The organism is Paracoccus salipaludis (assembly GCF_002287065.1).
In the GTDB taxonomy this organism is placed as follows: Bacteria; Pseudomonadota; Alphaproteobacteria; order Rhodobacterales; family Rhodobacteraceae; genus Paracoccus; species Paracoccus salipaludis.
On the sequence record NZ_NSJZ01000003.1, the window covers coordinates 1 to 16,365 of the forward strand.

At 68.7% G+C, this 16,365-nt stretch carries 14 protein-coding genes; 5 read left to right on the plus strand and 9 right to left on the minus strand.

All coding sequences use genetic code 11. The features are described 5' to 3' along the window. Both secG and hisA read right to left on the minus strand, forming a co-directional pair. A partial coding sequence (gene secG / locus CK240_RS05040; protein WP_095639497.1) for a preprotein translocase subunit SecG occupies nucleotides 1–404 on the minus strand: 404 nt, incomplete at its 3' end. Nucleotides 405–581: 177 nt separating this feature from the next. Further along, a complete protein-coding gene (hisA, locus tag CK240_RS05045) occupies nucleotides 582–1,298 on the minus strand; it encodes a 1-(5-phosphoribosyl)-5-[(5-phosphoribosylamino)methylideneamino]imidazole-4-carboxamide isomerase (RefSeq protein ID WP_095639261.1) in 717 nt (238 codons plus the stop codon). A 139-nt stretch (nucleotides 1,299–1,437) separates the two neighbouring features. Between hisA and CK240_RS05050 the strand changes: the two genes are divergently transcribed. Further along, a complete protein-coding gene (locus tag CK240_RS05050; RefSeq protein ID WP_095639262.1) occupies nucleotides 1,438–1,824 on the plus strand; it encodes a DUF2147 domain-containing protein in 387 nt (128 codons plus the stop codon). Nucleotides 1,825–1,864: 40 nt separating this feature from the next. On the opposite strand, the gene CK240_RS05055 is transcribed toward CK240_RS05050, so the two are convergent. Genes CK240_RS05055 through glf form a run of 4 tightly spaced genes read right to left on the minus strand, consistent with a single transcriptional unit; the run spans nucleotide 1,865 to nucleotide 9,787 of the window. Next, a complete protein-coding gene (locus tag CK240_RS05055) occupies nucleotides 1,865–4,231 on the minus strand; it encodes a glycosyltransferase family 4 protein (RefSeq protein ID WP_095639263.1) in 2,367 nt (788 codons plus the stop codon). After that, nucleotides 4,228–5,337 carry a zinc-dependent alcohol dehydrogenase gene (locus tag CK240_RS18905; RefSeq protein WP_240517313.1) on the minus strand — a complete coding sequence of 370 codons (1,110 nt, stop codon included), beginning with the start codon at nucleotides 5,335–5,337 and terminating at the stop codon, nucleotides 4,228–4,230. The genes CK240_RS05055 and CK240_RS18905 overlap by 4 nt, the downstream gene beginning before the upstream one ends. 1 nt (nucleotide 5,338) lies before the next feature. Beyond that, the gene (locus tag CK240_RS18910; RefSeq protein WP_205957761.1) at nucleotides 5,339–7,420 is read right to left on the minus strand and encodes a glycosyltransferase; all 2,082 of its coding nucleotides are present in this window, start codon (nucleotides 7,418–7,420) and stop codon (nucleotides 5,339–5,341) included. A 3-nt stretch (nucleotides 7,421–7,423) separates the two neighbouring features. Then, nucleotides 7,424–9,787: a UDP-galactopyranose mutase gene (glf, locus tag CK240_RS05065; RefSeq protein WP_205957762.1), complete on the minus strand. Its 2,364-nt coding sequence runs from the start codon at nucleotides 9,785–9,787 to the stop codon at nucleotides 7,424–7,426. Between the two features lie 466 nt (nucleotides 9,788–10,253). Here glf and CK240_RS05070 point away from each other — a divergent pair, with 466 nt between their 5' ends. After that, on the plus strand, nucleotides 10,254–11,018 hold the full coding sequence (locus CK240_RS05070) for a Crp/Fnr family transcriptional regulator (protein ID WP_095639264.1): 765 nt from the start codon (nucleotides 10,254–10,256) through the stop codon (nucleotides 11,016–11,018). A 235-nt stretch (nucleotides 11,019–11,253) separates the two neighbouring features. Here CK240_RS05070 and clpX read toward each other — a convergent pair whose 3' ends face one another. Both clpX and CK240_RS05080 read right to left on the minus strand, forming a co-directional pair. Continuing rightward, a complete protein-coding gene (clpX, locus tag CK240_RS05075; RefSeq protein WP_095639265.1) occupies nucleotides 11,254–12,519 on the minus strand; it encodes an ATP-dependent Clp protease ATP-binding subunit ClpX in 1,266 nt (421 codons plus the stop codon). A 159-nt stretch (nucleotides 12,520–12,678) separates the two neighbouring features. Continuing rightward, nucleotides 12,679–13,308, minus strand: a complete 630-nt coding sequence (locus tag CK240_RS05080) for an ATP-dependent Clp protease proteolytic subunit (protein WP_095639266.1) — start codon at nucleotides 13,306–13,308, stop codon at nucleotides 12,679–12,681. Nucleotides 13,309–13,447: 139 nt separating this feature from the next. On the opposite strand from CK240_RS05080, the gene pth reads away from it, so the two are divergent. From pth to CK240_RS05095, 3 genes are read left to right on the plus strand one after another with little or no spacing between them, the layout of a single operon-like run. Next, on the plus strand, nucleotides 13,448–14,116 hold the full coding sequence (pth, locus tag CK240_RS05085) for an aminoacyl-tRNA hydrolase (protein ID WP_095639267.1): 669 nt from the start codon (nucleotides 13,448–13,450) through the stop codon (nucleotides 14,114–14,116). 10 nt (nucleotides 14,117–14,126) lie between these two features. Then, nucleotides 14,127–14,501 carry a DUF2237 family protein gene (locus CK240_RS05090; RefSeq protein WP_095639268.1) on the plus strand — a complete coding sequence of 125 codons (375 nt, stop codon included), beginning with the start codon at nucleotides 14,127–14,129 and terminating at the stop codon, nucleotides 14,499–14,501. A 10-nt stretch (nucleotides 14,502–14,511) separates the two neighbouring features. Then, nucleotides 14,512–15,087 (plus strand): DUF4893 domain-containing protein, encoded by a 576-nt coding sequence (locus CK240_RS05095; protein ID WP_205957763.1) that lies wholly within the window; start codon nucleotides 14,512–14,514, stop codon nucleotides 15,085–15,087. A 3-nt stretch (nucleotides 15,088–15,090) separates the two neighbouring features. Here CK240_RS05095 and trpB read toward each other — a convergent pair whose 3' ends face one another. Then, nucleotides 15,091–16,317: a tryptophan synthase subunit beta gene (trpB, locus tag CK240_RS05100; RefSeq protein ID WP_095639270.1), complete on the minus strand. Its 1,227-nt coding sequence runs from the start codon at nucleotides 16,315–16,317 to the stop codon at nucleotides 15,091–15,093. Nucleotides 16,318–16,365 lie beyond the last annotated feature (48 nt).

Below are 16,365 nucleotides of genomic sequence, written 5' to 3' on the forward strand. Positions count from 1 at the left end.
GGGGCCGGGGCCTCTGCGGGGGTCGCGGGCGCCTCGGCCGCCGGGGCGGCGGGAACGGCGCCCGGCGGCAGGACCGGCTGGCCCACGCCCGGCGGCGGGGTATAGGTGGGCAGGGTCGGCAGGCCCGTCGCGGGCGCGCTGTCACGCGCGGGCGAGATCCGGTCCACGACCGACGCGCCGACCGAGTTGCGCGCCGCGATCACGGTCAGCGCGATCGAGGTGACCAGAAAGGCCGAGGCGATGATCCAGGTGCCGCGCGTCAGCGCGTTCGCCGCCTGCCGGCCCGTCATGACGCCGCTGCCGCCGCCCATGCCCAGCCCGCCGCCCTCGGACCGCTGCAGCAGCACCACGCCGATCAGCAGCAGGGCGAGGATGAGATGCACGGTCAGGACGACGTTTTCCACGGGCGGCAGCCTTATGTTTCGGAACGCGCCTATCTAGGCACGGGGTCGCCGGAAGGCAAGCGGCCGCTCGGATTGCCGGTGCATTCCGGCCGACCGGTCACGTCACGGAACATGCGGGCTTCTTCCTGACCCAAATACCCATGCAACGCCGCCACGCGGCGCGTGCCCCGGCCCTTTTCAGCCCAGCGCCGCAAGGGCCTCGCCCAGGTCCAGCGCCCCGTCATAAAGCGCCCGGCCCGAGATTGCCCCCGCGATCACCCCCGTGTCGCGCAGTTCGACGAGATCCGACAACCGGGACACCCCGCCCGAGGCGATGACGGGAATCGACACGGCCCGCGCCAGCGCCGCCGTCGCGGGGACGTTCGGCCCCTGCATCGCGCCGTCCCGGTCGATGTCGGTATAGATGATCGCGGCCACGCCGGCCTGTTCGAAGCTGCGGGCGAGGTCGGTCGCCATGATCTCGGTTTCCTCGGCCCAGCCCCGCGTCGCCACGCGGCCCGCTCGGGCGTCGATGCCGACGGCAATCCGGTCGGGGAAGCGGCGGGCCGCCTGTTCGACCAGCGCAGGGTTCTCGACGGCGACGGTGCCCAGGATCACGCGGCGGACGCCCGCCTCCAGCCAGCCCTCGATGGTGGCCATGTCGCGGATGCCGCCGCCCAGCTGGACGGGGATGTCCACGTCGGCCAGGATCGCGCGGACGGCCTCGCCGTTCACCGGCTTGCCCGCGAAGGCGCCGTTCAGGTCCACCAGATGCAGCCAGCGCGCGCCCGCGTCCCGGAAGGCCCGCGCCTGCGCGGCGGGGTCGGTGCCGAAGACGGTCGCCGCCTCCATGTCCCCGCGCAGAAGCCGCACGCAGGCGCCGTCCTTCAGGTCGATGGCGGGGTAAAGGATCATCGCTCGGGCTCCGGTCTGACAGTCGGCCCCCCATGCCACAGGCAGGCCACAGGTGAAAGTGCGCCCTGACTTCACGTCACGCTTGCCCCGGGGCCCGCCCCGGAGGCCAATCGCTGACAGGGAGACAAGGGAGGAACCCATGAGAACCATTACGCTCGCCGCCGCCTTCGCGCTGGTTGCAGGCGCCGCGCTGGCCGCCGACCCGATCGAGGGGGTCTGGCAGACCCAGCCCGACGAGGGCGCGGTCGCGCTGGTCCAGATCGCGCCCTGCGGGGGCGCCTATTGCGGGACCATCGTCAAGGCGTTCAAGGGGAAAGAGGCATACCAGTCGCCGAACATCGGCAAGCAGATCGTGATCGGCATGACGCCTTCGGGAAAGGGGGCGTATGCGGGCAAGGTCCTGCGGCCCGCCGACAACAAGGTCTACAACGGCAAGGCGCAGGTCAGCGGCGGCTCGATGAAGCTGTCGGGCTGCGTCGCGGGCGGGCTGATCTGCAAGTCCCAGACCTGGACCCGGCTGAAGTGAGGCAAGCGGCCGCGCCCCCGAAAGGGCGCGGCCATCGGAACTAGCGGCGCGCCACCAGGCCCGAGCGGCGGATCGCCGCTGCCAGCCCCGGATCGACACTGCGCGCGCCGTTCGAGGGGTCGATGCCCAGCAGCCCGTTCGGGCACATCCGGTCGTCGTCCCAGCCCGGATGGTCGGCCACGGGGTAAAGGCAGATGCCCTCGACCGGCACGCCCCGGGTGCGGGCGCGGGCGGTTTCGGCGGCCACGTAGTCGAACCACGCGCCGCGCCGGTCGCCCTCGGTTCCCGTTTCGGAGATCAGCATGGGCCGGCCGTAGCGGGCCGAGACCTCGAACAGGAGGTCCGAAAGCGGGCGATAGATCACGTCATCCACGTCCACCGTCAGGCCGCCGTGGTTCCACTGGTTGTTCCAGTAGTAGTTGACGCCGACGATATCGACAAAGGACGGATCGCCGCCGATCTGCGGCCACATCCAGCCGCCCAGCAGCTCGAAGGCCTGGAACTGGGCGTCGTGCCAGCCATGGGCTTCCCACCGGGGGCGGCCGGACCAGTCCACGTGGTGGATGGCGATCAGCGGCTCGGCATGGACGAAGCGGGCGCGGGGGTCCACGGCGCGCAGCTCGACCATGGCGGCGATCGAGGCGCGGGCAAGCTGGCACTTCAGCTCCCAGCCGCGACCGGCGCCATAGGGGTTGAGGTAGCGCGCGTCCCCGCCCGCCCAGGCGTGGAAGCTGATCTCGTTCACCGGGCACCAGAAGGGCACCTCGTCCGTCAGCCCCCGGACATGCTCGGCCATGGCCCGGGCATAGCGCGCAAAGCGATGGACGAACTCGGGCCGGTAGATGTCGATGTCCTCGGGCCAGCCGTAATGCAGCAGGTCCCAGACGACCTGGGTGCCCGTGTCCCGCGCCGCCTCGACCATGGGCGTGAAGCTCGAGAAATCGTAAGCGCCGCCCCGGTCGATCAGGTGCCAGCGCGCGCCGTCGCGGCAGCTGCGGATGCCCAGCGAGCCGAGCTGCCGGTAATCCTGCGCCGCGTGCCGGTCATGGCCGACCGCGGCCATGACGTCGCGGTGCGGACCCCAGCCGCGCCGATGGGTGGAACATTCCCAGCCGCCCAGGACGAGGCTGCGGAACAGCGAGGGCGTGGGCGCGGCCGGAACCTCGTCCAGCACCTCGTGGATCAGCGCCTGCCATTGCGGGACCACGACATCGGTCGAATAGGTCGCCTCGACATGGGCGCGCAGGCCCGCACCCAGCCGCCGGCGCAGGACAGGCTCGCGGATCAGGCGCAGCATGGCCTCGGCCACCGCGTCCGGATTCTCGTAGGGGACGAACAGGCCGGACTGGCCGTCCACGATCTGCTCGCAGGCGCCGTTGTCGGGGGTGGCGATCACGGCCAGCCGCGCGGCGCCGGCCTCGGCGATGACATGGGGCATCCCCTCGCCGACGCTCAGCCAGCAGAGCCCGTCCATCGCCGCCATCAGGTCCGGCACGTCGCGGCGGTCGCCGGTGAAGATCATGCGATGCGACAGGCCCGCCGCATGGGCGCGGCCGTGCAGTTCATGCGCGTATTCCGGCATGAAGGCGTCCGGCCCGCCCACGACGACGAAGCGGGCCCTGGGTTCCACGGCGGCCACGCGGGCGGCGGCGTCGATGAAATCCTCGACCCGTTTCTTGCGGTCGAGCCGCCCGACCCAGCCCATCAGCACCTCGTCCGGGGCGACGCCCAGCGCGTGGCGCATGGGCTCGCGCGCCTCGGGGCGGAACTCGGACAGGTCCACCATCGACGGGATTTCCCGCGCATGGTGCCGCCGGTCGGGCATCTTCGAGGCGGCGGCCTCGCGGATGCTGTCGCAGACGCCGACGTAGCGGTAGGTGAAGTGCTTGGGGCCCGACAGCGCCTCGCGCACCAGCCCGCCATGCTCGATCAGCGGCGGACGCAGCTTCAGGCGTTCCAGCGCCGGATAGATGTCGGCCACGTCCTGGCAGGAGATCACGACGTCATAGCCCGGCAGCTTGCGCCGCAGGTAATCCACCGTGTCCTCGAAGCCCATGTCATAGGGCGCGGTATCGACATGGATGCCCAGGGCGCGCAGCTGGTCGTGGGTCTGGTCGGGCATCCCTTCCTTGCGGAAGCAGGGGATGACGTCGATGCGGTAGCGGTCGCGCGGCAGGTGGCGCGCCAGCAGCCGCACTTCGGTCTCCTCGCCCCCGACCACCAGCCAGGCGAAGACGAACAGGATGCGGATCTTGTTCGCATCCGGGTGGGGCTGGGGGAAGTGGTGGGGCGGAATGCCGCCCCACACCGGTTCGGGCGCATGGGCGCCGTGATGGGGCGTGGGCTCCGCCCCCGCGTCCGGCGCGTCGGTCAGCAGCGCCGCGTCCTGTTCCTCGCGCAGGCTCATGTCGCGTCGAACACGATCTGGAGGAACTCGGGCCGTTCATGCACCAGGTGGCGCAGGAAGTTCGGCGCGTCGTCATAGGGCACGACATGGGTGATCATGTGGGCCCGGATGGCCTCGCCGTCGCGTTCCAGCAGGCGGACCGTTTCCTGCGCCAGGCGGCGCTGGTCCCAGGCCCCGGCGACCGCGCGCGGCATCCGGTTGATCTGCGCGCAGCGGATCGACAGGCCGTTGTGGTGGAACTCCTCGCCCAGGCGCAGCCCGTCCATGCCGCCCTGGTAGAAGGCAAGGTCGATCACCGTGCCCTGCGGGCGCAGCGCCTGCAGGCAGCGGTTGAGGCTGTCGGGCCGCGCGCGCGTCTGGAAGACGTATTCCGCCCCGCGCCCCCCGATCTTGTGGTGCCACAGCGTCTTGGCGTGGCGCACGGCGTCATCCTCGCCCATCGCCTCGAAGCCCATGCGCCGCGCGATCTCCTGCCGGAAGGGCGAGGGGTCCACGACCACGATGTCCGAGGCCCCGCCCATGCGCGCGAACATCGCGCAGAACAGGCCCACCGTGCCGCCGCCCCAGACCAGCACCGGCCGCCCCTCGATCCCCGCGCCGAGGAAGGGAACGTTGGCGCCGAACTGCTCGGCATCCGCGTGCAGGATGCCGTTGGCGGCGATCGGTCCCATCTGCGCCACGAAGATCCCCAGGATCGGATCCATCGCGCGCGGCAGCTTCAGCAGCAGGTCATGGGCCGGATCGGCGGTGTGGCCGGTCTTGTGGCCGAAGGTCGTTCCCACCACGTCGCTATGGCCGAACCCCGGCGCGCGGGCGTCCACCACGCGGGCCGATTCCATGTAGCCCAGGAAGTTCACCGGGAAGCGGGCCGAGGGCTCGCCGGGGATGAACAGGCCCTGCCAGTCGTCCCAGCGGCTGTGCAGGTAGGGGTTCGTCCCCTTCATGAAGGTCAGCTCGGTCCCGGCGGAAAGGCCGGTGTACAGCAGGTCCAGCCGGACGCGGCCATGGTCGGCCGGGCCCTCGTCGTAATGGAAGAAGAAGGGCTCGCCCTGACGCTCGATGCCAAGGCTGCGGATGGTGCGGTGCTGATGCGGCAGGGTCGGCATCTTACGCAACGGATGAACGAAAGATGGGCTGCGGGTCAGCCCGCAGCCCCTCCATCTTCACAAGGGCGCCCGACTGGGCCGAACGGGTGATGGCAAGGGCCACGCGGTGAGTCTCCAGTGCCTCGGCATAATCGCAGCGGATGCGGTTCTGGCGGCCCATGACCGCCTCGACGAAGTCGCGGTCCTCGCGCCAGACGGGATCACCCTCGGCGTGCCGCACGGGGCGCCCCTGGCCCACGTCCACCATCAGGTCATGGTCGGTGATTTCCAGCGCCATGGCGTCTGAGAAGACATGCAGCCCGACGCGGTGGTTCCAGCGCAGAAGGCAGGTCGAGGCGAGGTTCGCCACCGCGCCGCTGGCGAAGCGCAGCGTCGCCGCCGTCGCCGTCGGCACGTCGAGGCCGGGGAAGTCGCCGCGTTCACGATGCGCGGCCAGGCCGAAGACATCCGTCACGTCGCCCGCAAGGAAACGCGCCGCGTCGATGATGTGGGTCGCCTGTTCCACGACCTGCCCGCCCGAGCGGTCCTCGCGCCACCACCATTCGGGGGGCGGCGTCTGGTCGATCCAGAAGCCCTGCATCAGGTGGGCGGGGTTGCGGGCCAGATGCGCGCGCGCCTCGTCCATCGTGTCGAGATAGCGCCAGTGATAGCCCACGGCGGTGATCAGGCCCGCGGCCGCGACCTCGGCGGCGATCTCCTCGGCCAGGTCCAGGTCCAGCGTGATCGGCTTTTCCACGAAGAAGGGCAGGCCGCGCGCGATGCAGGCGCGTTCGGCCGGGCCATGGGCGAAGGGGGGAACGCAGATATAGACGGCGTCCAGTTCTTCCTCGGCCAGCATGGATTCGTGATCGGGATAGGTCCGCGCGCCCATGCGGCGGGCGGCGTCCTCGGCGCGACCCGCGTCAGGGTCGGTGATGGCGACCACCGCCACGTCGGGCATTGTTTCCAGCACGCCGAAATGGCGATGGGCGATGCCGCCCGCGCCGATGAAACCCAGTCTCACTTTGTCCATTCTGTCCCCGGTTCTGTGCCGCAGGGCGGCGCGATAGATGCGGGCGGTGCCGGCGGCCATGTGTCCCGCCGTGAACCGCTCGGCGAAGCGTGCCGCCTGCCTGCGCGCAGTTATGGCGCGCCGTTCGGGATTGTCGAGGGCATCGGCCAGCGCATCGGCCAGATCGCGCGACCGGCGGGGTGGGACCAGCCACGGATGATCCGCGCCCAGTGCCTCGACGCTGGGACCGATGCGGGTGGCGACGACGGGCAGGTCCGCCGCCATCGCTTCCAGCAGCACGAGCGGCAGCCCCTCGAAGGCCGAGGGCAGCGCCAGCAGGTCGGCCTGCGCCATGAGCGCGGGCACGTCGTCGCGCCGCCCCAGGAAATCGACGGCATCCGTCAGGCGCAGCCGTGCCGCCAGCCGTTCCAGCCTTGGCTGAAGGGGCCCCGAGCCGACAAGCTGCAGCCGCGCGGGCAGTCCGGCCTTGTGCAGCCGCGCGAGCGCCAGGACCAGCGTGCAATGCAGCTTCTGGGCGGTGAAGCGGCCCACGCAGAGGATCACGGGCGCGGCGCCCGTGCCCTTGCGGCGGGGAAGGGGGGCGGCGTCGATCCCGTTCGCCACGGCGGCCACCGGCAGGCGGGGGCCGGGCATCCGCCGCGCCGCGCAGCGCCAGCCCGCGCCAGCCTCGCCCGAGACCGCGATGACCGCGTCCACATGATCCGAGGCCGCCGCGTAATCCGCGATCTGCCACGGATCCGTCAGCAGCCAGGGCAGATGCTCGGTGCGGATCACCGCGGCACCGGCCGCACGGGCGGCTGCGGTCAGGCCGTGGCCTTCCCAGCCGATGCCCGCATGGACATGCACCAGATCGGGCCGCGCCGTTGCGATTGCCTTGTGCCAGCACCCCGCCACCGTGCGCGCCGCCAGCCCGCGCGCGCGCGCGCGGCCGGCCAGCCGCAGTCCGGCCGCATGATGGGGAAAGGCCAGTTCCGCCGAAACGCCCTCGGCCGCCAGTGCGGCGGCCAAGGTCAGCATATGTTCACCCACCCCCGAGGGCTCGGGGCTGTCCGTCACAAGCAGGGCGCGCAAGCCTTATTCCGCCCCGAGCGCCGCCGCTGCCGCAGGACGAAGCTCGGCCGCGATCCGGCGGTGAACCGCCAGCGCCTGCCCGACCACCTGGTCCATGTTGTAATAACGGTAGCTGCCCAGCCGGCCCGCGAAGATCACGCCGCGTTCCGCGCGGGCGAGGTCGTCGTAACGGCGGAACAGTTCCTGGTTCTCGGGACGCGGAATCGGATAATAGGGCTCGCCCTCGGCCGAGGGGTATTCGTAGGTGACCGAGGTCATCGGATGCACCTGCCCCGTCAGGTGCTTGTATTCCGTGATGCGGGTCCAGGGCACGTCCTCGGCAGGATAGTTCACCACGGCGACCGGCTGCATCTTCCGCATCGGCAGCGTCTCGTGCCGGAAGGCCAGGCTGCGATAGGGCAGGTGCCCGAAGCGGTGCCCGAAATAGGCGTCGATCGGTCCGGTATAGACCGTCAGGGGACCCCGGTCCGCGCGCTTGAGTTCGTGGAAGTCCGTGGACAGCGCGATGTCGATGCGGGGATGGTCGAGCATCCGCTCGAACATCCGGGTGAAGCCCTCGCGCGGCATCGCCTGGAACTTGTCCGTGAAATAGCGGTCGTCGGTGTTCGTCCGCGTGGGCACGCGCGAGGTCACGGTCTTGTCCAGCTGGCTGGGGTCCAGCCCCCACTGCTTGCGGGTGTAGCCCTGGAAGAAGGTCTCGTAGAGCTCGCGTCCGACAGCGTTCACCACCACGTCGCGCGAGGTGCGGATGTCCGCCACAGGTTCGGCGCGAGAGGCGAGGAAGGCGGCGGCTTCCTCGTCCGTGGACAGGGACAGCCCGTAAAGCTGGTTCAGCGTGGTGCGGTTGATGGGCATCGGCACCTGCTTGTCCCCCACCTGCGCCAGCACCCGATGTTCATAGGGGCGCCAGTCGGTGAAGCGGGACAGGAAGGACACCACCTCATCACTGTTGGTGTGGAAGATGTGCGGGCCATAGCGGTGGACGAGGATCCCCGCCGCGTCCCGGTGGTCATAGGCGTTGCCCGCGATATGTTCGCGCTTGTCCACGACCAGCACGCGCTGGCCCGAATCCTCGGCCAGCTTGCGTGCCAGCACAGAACCGGCGAAGCCCGCGCCGCAGATGGTCACGTCATAGCCGCTTGCGCCGCGGCGGATGCCGGGGGCGGGAAAGCGGTCCACGGGCGTCGGTTCCACCCGGCGGCGGGCCGCGGCGGCAACGGCGGCGGACATGGCCGCGAAGCTCGCGTCCCAGCTCATCGAGGCAAGCGTGCGGTCCGCCTGGTCGCGCCACTCGCCCCCGGCGCGCGACTGCTGCATCGCCGCCTCGCAGCCCGCGATGAAGGCCTCGTGCCCCTCGGCCACGTGAACGGCCGCCAGGTCGCCGTAATGGCGCAGCACGTCGCGGACCGGGGTCGAGACGACCGGCCGCCCTCCTGCCAGATATTCCGGGGTCTTGGTGGGAGAGATGAAGCGCGTGGCCTCGTTGATGGCGAAGGGCATCAGCGCCACGTCCCAGCCGGCCAGATACGAGGGCAGTTCGGCATAGTTCTTCTGGCCCAGCCAGTGGATGTTCTGGGCGCGGGGCAGGTCGGCCTCGGACACCTTGGCCAGGGGCCCCACCATCACGATCTGCCAGTCGGGCCGGGCCTTCGCCAGGGCGGCGATCAGGCCGAAGTCCAGCCGCTCGTCGATGACGCCATAATAGCCCAGGCGGGGACGGGGGATGCGCGCCATGTCATGCGGCTCGGCCGCCTGCGGCTGGCGGGCCGAGGCGAAATGCGCCGTGTCCACGGACGAGGGGAAGGGATGGATGTTGTCATGCCGGTTGCGCTTGGCTTCCCAGATCGACCAGCCGCCGGTGAAGACCACGTCTGCGGCGGCGATCAGCTCATCCTCGCGCTGGCGCAGTTCCGGGGGGGCGAAGCGGAAGGCCGACAGCTCGTCCATGCAGTCATAGACGACGGCTGCCGCGTCCACATGCCGCGCGATCGGCCACATCATGGGCGTGTAGAACCACAGGACCGGCTTGTGGATGCCCGTCAGCGCCAGCATCTGGTCCAGCAGCCGCGCCAGCCCCGCCTCCTGCTCCTCCCGGCTCCACCGGTCGGGGACGCGGGGGCGGATGGACTGAACGGTGGTGCCCTCGAAGGCATGGAATTCCAGATAGGGCAGGTGGTGGGTGGTCGGGATCGCCTCTTCCCACATCAGCACGCGCCGCGTCCGCGCGAAGCGTCCCATCAGGTGTTGCGGACGTTGCAGAACGAAATCCCAGCGCAGGTGCGAAAAGCAGATAAGGGGGGCATGCGCGCCATGATTGTCGGCGAAGGCCGAGGAAAGAACAGGGGCGATCGGGGAAGCGTCGTGCATCATCTATCCTTTACGGGCACAGCGGCATGGGCCGGCTGGGCGGCTGGCGACCCGGACAAGCCCGGTCGGTTGTGAATGGTTCCTTGCTGTCCATCGACGAGGACCCGGCAGCGCGTCGAGTGTTGCAGATCGGTGCCGCACTGCCCGAGAACCTTCGCCCCGAGTCCCGAGCCTTTCGAGGATTCAATGCTCTAGCCCCGATGTCCGAGGCCTTTCCCCGAACAAACCGAGACAAGGCCCGATTAATCACGATCGAAGCCCAGTGGTCTCAGGACCGGTTGAAACAGTGCACCGAGTGCAGCAGCGCTGCCGTGCGACTTGCGAGTACTCATGACAAGAGACTAGAACAGGGGGTGACGCGTTTTACATCATCTAAAAGTGATAACTTAGTTAAGAGGGTGGAGTTCCCGGTTGGCCCCGCTCTCGGAATCGCTGTCTGACGCCACCTGAACGCCGGAGTGCCCTCATGTTGCTGAACCACGCCTATCCGGACATCTTCTCGGAGCCCGAGGCTCAGCTGCTCGCCAGCCTGCTTGGGCCGCCGATCACCGCGCGCAGCCGCTCAAGGGTGATCCGTGCCAACGTGGTCCTGAACCAGAGCCTTTACCTGACCCGCGGGATGCTGGGGCGCTACAGCCTGGACCGCCAGGGGCGGCGGCAGTTCGTGGGCATCCAGATCGTGGGCGACTATTTCGATATCGCGGCCTACCTGCTGAAATACCTGGATCACGACATCGACGCGCTGTCCCCGTGCGAGATGCGGCCGACCAGCCATGGACAGCTTGACCAGATCGGGCTGGACCGGCCCGACCTGTACCACAAGCTCTGGAGGATTTCGCTGATCGATGCCTCGATCGACCGCTACTGGATCTTCCGCCTGGGCCGGCTGGCCGGAAAGGCGCGGGTCGCCAACTTCCTGACCGAGATGTTCGTACGCCTTTACGCGCGCGGCCTTTGTGGCACCACGTATTACGAACTGCCGCTGTCGCAGACCGATCTGGCCGAGATCAACGGAATGACCTCGGTTCATGTCAACAGGTTGCTGGGGGAACTTCGGCTGGACGGGCTTTGCACCCTGAGCGACGGTATCGTGCAGTTGGGCAATCTGGCCGGGCTGACCCGCGTGGGGCATTATTCACCCGAGTATCTCTATCTCGCCCCCGAGATCTCTGCCGAGGTGCGCGGTCTTCTGGGCCTCAAGGTGGCCCCGGCGGAACGGGTGGCGGAATAGCCGCAGCCGGAAGGGCGCCGAGTGCCCCAAGTCGCGGGGGGCTGCCCCGCACGCTTTCGCAAGCTCCAAAAGCAGGGACGTGAAGCTTGACCGGCCGAAGGCCACCTGACCGGACCGCGCCGGTCGGCAGCCTGTTCAAAGAGCCGGAGGCACCGCCAGTTGCAGATCATGCCTCGAATAAAAGAACGGCCTGCACGGGTGCAGGCCGTTCCATGAGGCTCGCGCGGGGCAGGGCTCAGCCTGCGGCGGCAGGCTCTTTCTTGGGATCGGCATGGATCTGAAGTGGGCGCGCCGAGGGATTGTCCACGGCCTCCTCGTTCACCACGATCTCGGTCACGCTGGTCAGGCCCGGCAGCTCGAACATGCTGTCGAGCAGGATGTCCTCCATGATCGACCGCAGCCCGCGGGCGCCCGTCTTGCGCTTGATGGCACGGCGAGCGATGGCCTTCAGCGCATCCTCGGTGAAGGTCAGCTTGACGTCCTCGAGGTCGAACAGCCGCTGATACTGCTTGACCAGCGCGTTCTTGGGCTTGGTCAGGATGGCGATCAGCGCGTCCTCGTCCAAGTCGGTCAGCGTGGCGATCACCGGCAGGCGGCCGACGAATTCGGGGATCAGGCCGAACTTCAGCAGGTCCTCGGGTTCCAGGTCCTTGAAGACCTCGCCCACGCCGCGGTCGTCGTTTTCCTTGACGGTCGCGCCGAAGCCCATCGCCGTGCCCTTGTTGCGCTGGGCGATGATCCGGTCGAGGCCCGCGAAGGCGCCGCCGCAGATGAACAGGATGTTGGTCGTGTCCACCTGCAGGAACTCCTGCTGGGGATGCTTGCGTCCGCCCTGCGGAGGAACGCTGGCGACCGTGCCCTCCATGATCTTCAGCAGCGCCTGCTGCACGCCCTCGCCCGACACGTCGCGGGTGATCGAGGGGTTGTCGGACTTGCGCGTGATCTTGTCGACCTCGTCGATGTAGACGATGCCGCGCTGGGCGCGTTCCACGTTGTATTCCGAAGCCTGCAGCAGCTTGAGGATAATGTTCTCGACATCCTCGCCGACATAGCCCGCCTCGGTGAGCGTGGTGGCGTCGGCCATCGTGAAGGGCACGTCCAGGATGCGGGCCAGCGTCTGCGCCAGCAGCGTCTTGCCGCAGCCCGTGGGGCCGATCAGCAGGATGTTCGACTTCGCCAGTTCGATGTCGGACTTCGAGCTGTGGTTCAGCCGCTTGTAGTGGTTATGGACCGCGACCGACAGCACGCGCTTGGCGTGTTCTTGGCCGATCACGTAATCGTCCAGCACCGCCATGATCTCGCGCGGCGAGGGGACGCCGTCGCCGGTCTTGAGGCCGGCGCTCTTGGTTTCCTCGCGGATGATGTCCATGCACAGCTCGACGCATTCATCGCAGATGAACACGGTCGGGCCCGCAATCAGCTTGCGGACCTCGTGCTGGCTTTTCCCGCAGAAGCTGCAGTAGAGCGTGTTCTTGCTGTCGCCGCCGGGCTGGTTCGCCATCGTCGTCATCCTTGCCTTTCAGGGACCGCGCGGTCGAAACGGACCCCGCGCGGTTCGGCCTGCGCCGGACAGGCGCCTTCTGTTCTGTCCGCCCATGTTAGATAGGGCGGTCGTCGGTCACAATCCCGCTTTCCTCACAAAAAAAGCGAGCTGCGGGCGTCAGCCCTCGGGGACGGCCTTGCCGCGCGCCTCGAGGATCTCGTCGATCAGTCCCCAGTCCTTCGCCTCGTCCGGCGACATGAAGCGGTCGCGTTCCAGCGCCTGCTCCACCTCGTCCAGCGTCCGGCCGGTGTGCTTGACGTAGATTTCGTTCAACCGGCGCTTGAGCTTCTCGGTTTCCTGCGCGTGGATCAGGATGTCCGAGGCCGTGCCCTGGAAGCCGCCCGAGGGCTGGTGGACCATGATCCGGCTGTTCGGCAGCGAATAGCGCGCGCCCTTTTCCCCCGCCGCCAGCAGCAGCGAGCCCATGGAGGCCGCCTGGCCGATCACCAGGGTCGAGATGCGCGGGCGGATGTACTGCATGGTGTCGTAGATCGACAGGCCCGAGGTCACGATGCCGCCAGGGCTGTTGATGTACATGCTGATGTCCTTGGACGGGTTCTCCGCCTCGAGGAACAGAAGCTGGGCGCAGACCAGCGTGGACATGCCGTCATGCACCGGCCCGGACAGGAAGATGATCCGCTCCTTCAGCAGGCGCGAGAAGATGTCATAGGCGCGTTCGCCCCGGCTGGTCTGTTCGACAACCATCGGGACAAGCGTGTTCATGTAGTATTCTGCCGGATCCTGCATCTCGCCCCGTCACTTGCTGATTTCCGATTCGCCGCCGACCATCCCCGATCGAACCCGTCATAGGGGCGAAAACTTGACAGAGTCTTAGTTACGGGCGAGGTCCACCGCAAGGGATGGGTCGAATACGAAAGAGTTGCCGATGCTGTTGATGGTGGGACTGGGCAACCCCGGTGCAAAATACGCCGGCAACCGGCACAACATCGGCTTCATGGCGCTGGACCGGATCGCCGCCGACCACGGCTTCTCGCCCTGGAAGGCGCGCTTCCAAGGCCTCGTGGCCGAGGGTCGGCTGGGCGAAAACCGCGTGACCCTGCTGAAGCCGCAGACCTTCATGAACCTGTCGGGCCAGTCGGTGGGCGAGGCGATGCGCTATCTCAAGCTCACCCCGGCCGAAGTCGTGGTGCTGCATGACGAACTGGACCTCGCGCCGGGCACCTGCCGGCTGAAGACGGGTGGCGGGCACGCGGGTCACAACGGGCTGCGCTCGATCCACCAGCATATCGGCGAGGCTTATCGCCGTCTCAGGATCGGCATCGGCCATCCCGGCCACAAGGACAAGGTCAGCGGCTATGTTCTGTCCGACTTCGCCAGGGCCGAGGAGGGGATGGTCGAAGACCTGCTGCGCGGGATCTCGGACGGCGCCGAGGCGCTGGCGCGGGGCGACGGCGCAGCCTTCGGCACGGCGCTGGCGGCCCGTGTCGCGCCGCCCAGGGCGAAGCCCGTCGCACGGCCGGCGGCCCCCGCGGCGGAACCCGAGCCCGCCCCGCCGCTTGATCCCCTGGAGGCGCTGCGTCGCCGCTTTTCCTGAGGAGCCCGCCATGGAACCCTCGCTGAATGTCCTGGGAGAGCCGCTGCAACCCTGCTCGACGCGGCCGCTGACGGGCTTCTACCGCAACGGCTGCTGCGACACCGGCCCCGAGGATCACGGCAGCCACACGATCTGCGTCATCGCCACCCGGGAATTTCTGGCCTTCTCGAAATACCTCGGCAACGACCTGTCCACGCCGCGTCCCGAATACGGCTTTGCCGGGCTGAAGGCGGGCGACCGCTGGTGCGTTTGCGCGGACCGGTTCCTGCAGGCGGCGCAGGAGTTCGCCGCCCCGCAGGTCGTCCTCGCCTCGACCCATCTGCGGGCGACCGAGATCGTGCCGCTGGAACTGTTGCGCGCCCACGCGATCGATGCGGCGAAATAAGGCGATCGCCTTGGCCCTGGCGGCGGCCATGGCTGGCTCGGCCGCAGGGGCGCAGGACATCCGCCCCGACGACCGGGCGCGGCTGGATCAGCTTGAAACGGCAATGGGCCGGGCGCTGCGGCAGGTGCTGGCCACCGGCAGCGACGAGGACGTGGTGATCGCCACCGATGCCCTGCGCAGCCCCCCGATGCCGGCCGATCCCGCGCAGGCGGGATCGCTTGCCGGGGATTGGCGCTGCAGCATGGTCAAGATGGGCGGCACCCTGCCGCTGGTCGCCTATCCCCCGTTCCGGTGCCGGATCGAGGCCGAGGGTAACCTGCTGCGCTTCGAGAAGCTCACCGGCTCGCAGCGGACCAAGGGCACGATCCGGGCGATGGACGGACGCTGGGTTTATCTCGGTTCGACCTTCGTGCAGGGCGAGGCGCCCCGGCCCTACGGGGACTTCCCGCCCGAGTTCGACACGCAGGCCGGCGAGACCCTGCCCGATGTGGGCGTGCTGGAGGTCACGGGCGAAGGGCGGGCGCGGCTTGTCCTGCCGCTGCCCTACCGCGAGTCGGTCCTGAACGTGCTGGTGCTGACGCGCTGAGGCCTACGCCTCGACCTGCACGCCCAGGTGACGGGCGACCGTGAAGATGTCCTTGTCGCCCCGGCCGCTGAGGTTCATCACGATCAGGTGCTCGGGCGGCAGCTCGGGCGCGATCTTGGCGATGTGGGCCAGCGCATGGCTGGGTTCCAGCGCCGGGATGATCCCTTCCGTCTCGCAGCAGAGGGTGAAGGCGGCCAGCGCCTCGTCATCCGTCACGCTGACATATTCCGCGCGACCGATGTCGCGCAGCCAGGCGTGCTCCGGCCCGATGCCGGGATAATCCAGCCCCGCGCTGATCGAGTGGCCTTCGAGGATCTGCCCCTCGTCGTCCTGCAGCAGGTAGGTGCGGTTGCCGTGCAGGACGCCGGGGCGCCCGCCGGTGAGGCTGGCGCAATGCTGCATCGTCTCGTCCACGCCCTTGCCGCCGGCCTCGACCCCGATGATCCGCACGGAACGGTCGTCGAGGAAGGGGTGGAAGATGCCCATGGCGTTGGACCCGCCGCCGATCGCCGCGATGACCGTGTCGGGCAGGCGTCCTTCGCGTTCGAGGATCTGCACCTTGGTTTCCTCGCCGATGATGCGCTGGAAGTCGCGCACCATGGCCGGGTAGGGATGCGGCCCTGCCACCGTGCCGATGCAGTAGAAGGTGTCGCGCACGTTCGTCACCCAGTCGCGCAGGGCGTCGTTCATCGCGTCCTTCAGCGTGCCGCGGCCGGACTGGACGGCCACGACCTCGGCCCCCAGCAGGCGCATGCGGAAGACGTTGGGCTGCTGGCGGCGCACGTCCTCGGCGCCCATGTAGACCACGCATTTCAGGCCGAAGCGCGCGCAGACGGTGGCCGTCGCCACGCCATGCTGGCCCGCGCCGGTTTCCGCGATGATCCGCGTCTTGCCCATGCGGCGCGCCAGAAGGATCTGGCCCAGCACGTTGTTGATCTTGTGGCTGCCCGTGTGGTTCAGCTCTTCGCGCTTCATGTAGATCGTGGCGCCGCCCAGCCGCTCGGTCAGCCGCTCGGCCTTGTACAGCGGCGAGGGGCGGCCGACGTAATGCGTCCACAGCTCGTCCATCTCGGCCTTGAAGACAGGGTCGGTCTTGGCCTTCTCGTATTCCGCCTGAAGGTCGAGGATCAGGGGCATCAGCGTTTCGCTGACGAAGCGGCCGCCAAAGATGCCGAAGCGTCCCTGTTCGTCGGGGCCGGTCATGAAGCTGTTGATGAGGTCTTCGGCCATGATGGTTCTCCGCGATCAGAAGCGCCTTGTAGGCCCGATCAACGCCCC

Excerpts from the sequence above, each read along its gene's own strand:
- hisA (WP_095639261.1), bottom strand. The coding sequence starts at position 1,298 with ATGATCCTTTACCCCGCCATCGACCTGAAGGACGGCGCCTGCGTGCGG.
- CK240_RS05050 (WP_095639262.1), top strand. The coding sequence starts at position 1,438 with ATGAGAACCATTACGCTCGCCGCCGCCTTCGCGCTGGTTGCAGGCGCC.
- CK240_RS05055 (WP_095639263.1), bottom strand. The coding sequence starts at position 4,231 with ATGAGCCTGCGCGAGGAACAGGACGCGGCGCTGCTGACCGACGCGCCG.
- CK240_RS18905 (WP_240517313.1), bottom strand. The coding sequence starts at position 5,337 with ATGCCGACCCTGCCGCATCAGCACCGCACCATCCGCAGCCTTGGCATC.
- glf (WP_205957762.1), bottom strand. The coding sequence starts at position 9,787 with ATGCACGACGCTTCCCCGATCGCCCCTGTTCTTTCCTCGGCCTTCGCC.
- CK240_RS05070 (WP_095639264.1), top strand. The coding sequence starts at position 10,254 with ATGTTGCTGAACCACGCCTATCCGGACATCTTCTCGGAGCCCGAGGCT.
- clpX (WP_095639265.1), bottom strand. The coding sequence starts at position 12,519 with ATGGCGAACCAGCCCGGCGGCGACAGCAAGAACACGCTCTACTGCAGC.
- CK240_RS05080 (WP_095639266.1), bottom strand. The coding sequence starts at position 13,308 with ATGCAGGATCCGGCAGAATACTACATGAACACGCTTGTCCCGATGGTT.
- pth (WP_095639267.1), top strand. The coding sequence starts at position 13,448 with ATGCTGTTGATGGTGGGACTGGGCAACCCCGGTGCAAAATACGCCGGC.
- CK240_RS05090 (WP_095639268.1), top strand. The coding sequence starts at position 14,127 with ATGGAACCCTCGCTGAATGTCCTGGGAGAGCCGCTGCAACCCTGCTCG.
- trpB (WP_095639270.1), bottom strand. The coding sequence starts at position 16,317 with ATGGCCGAAGACCTCATCAACAGCTTCATGACCGGCCCCGACGAACAG.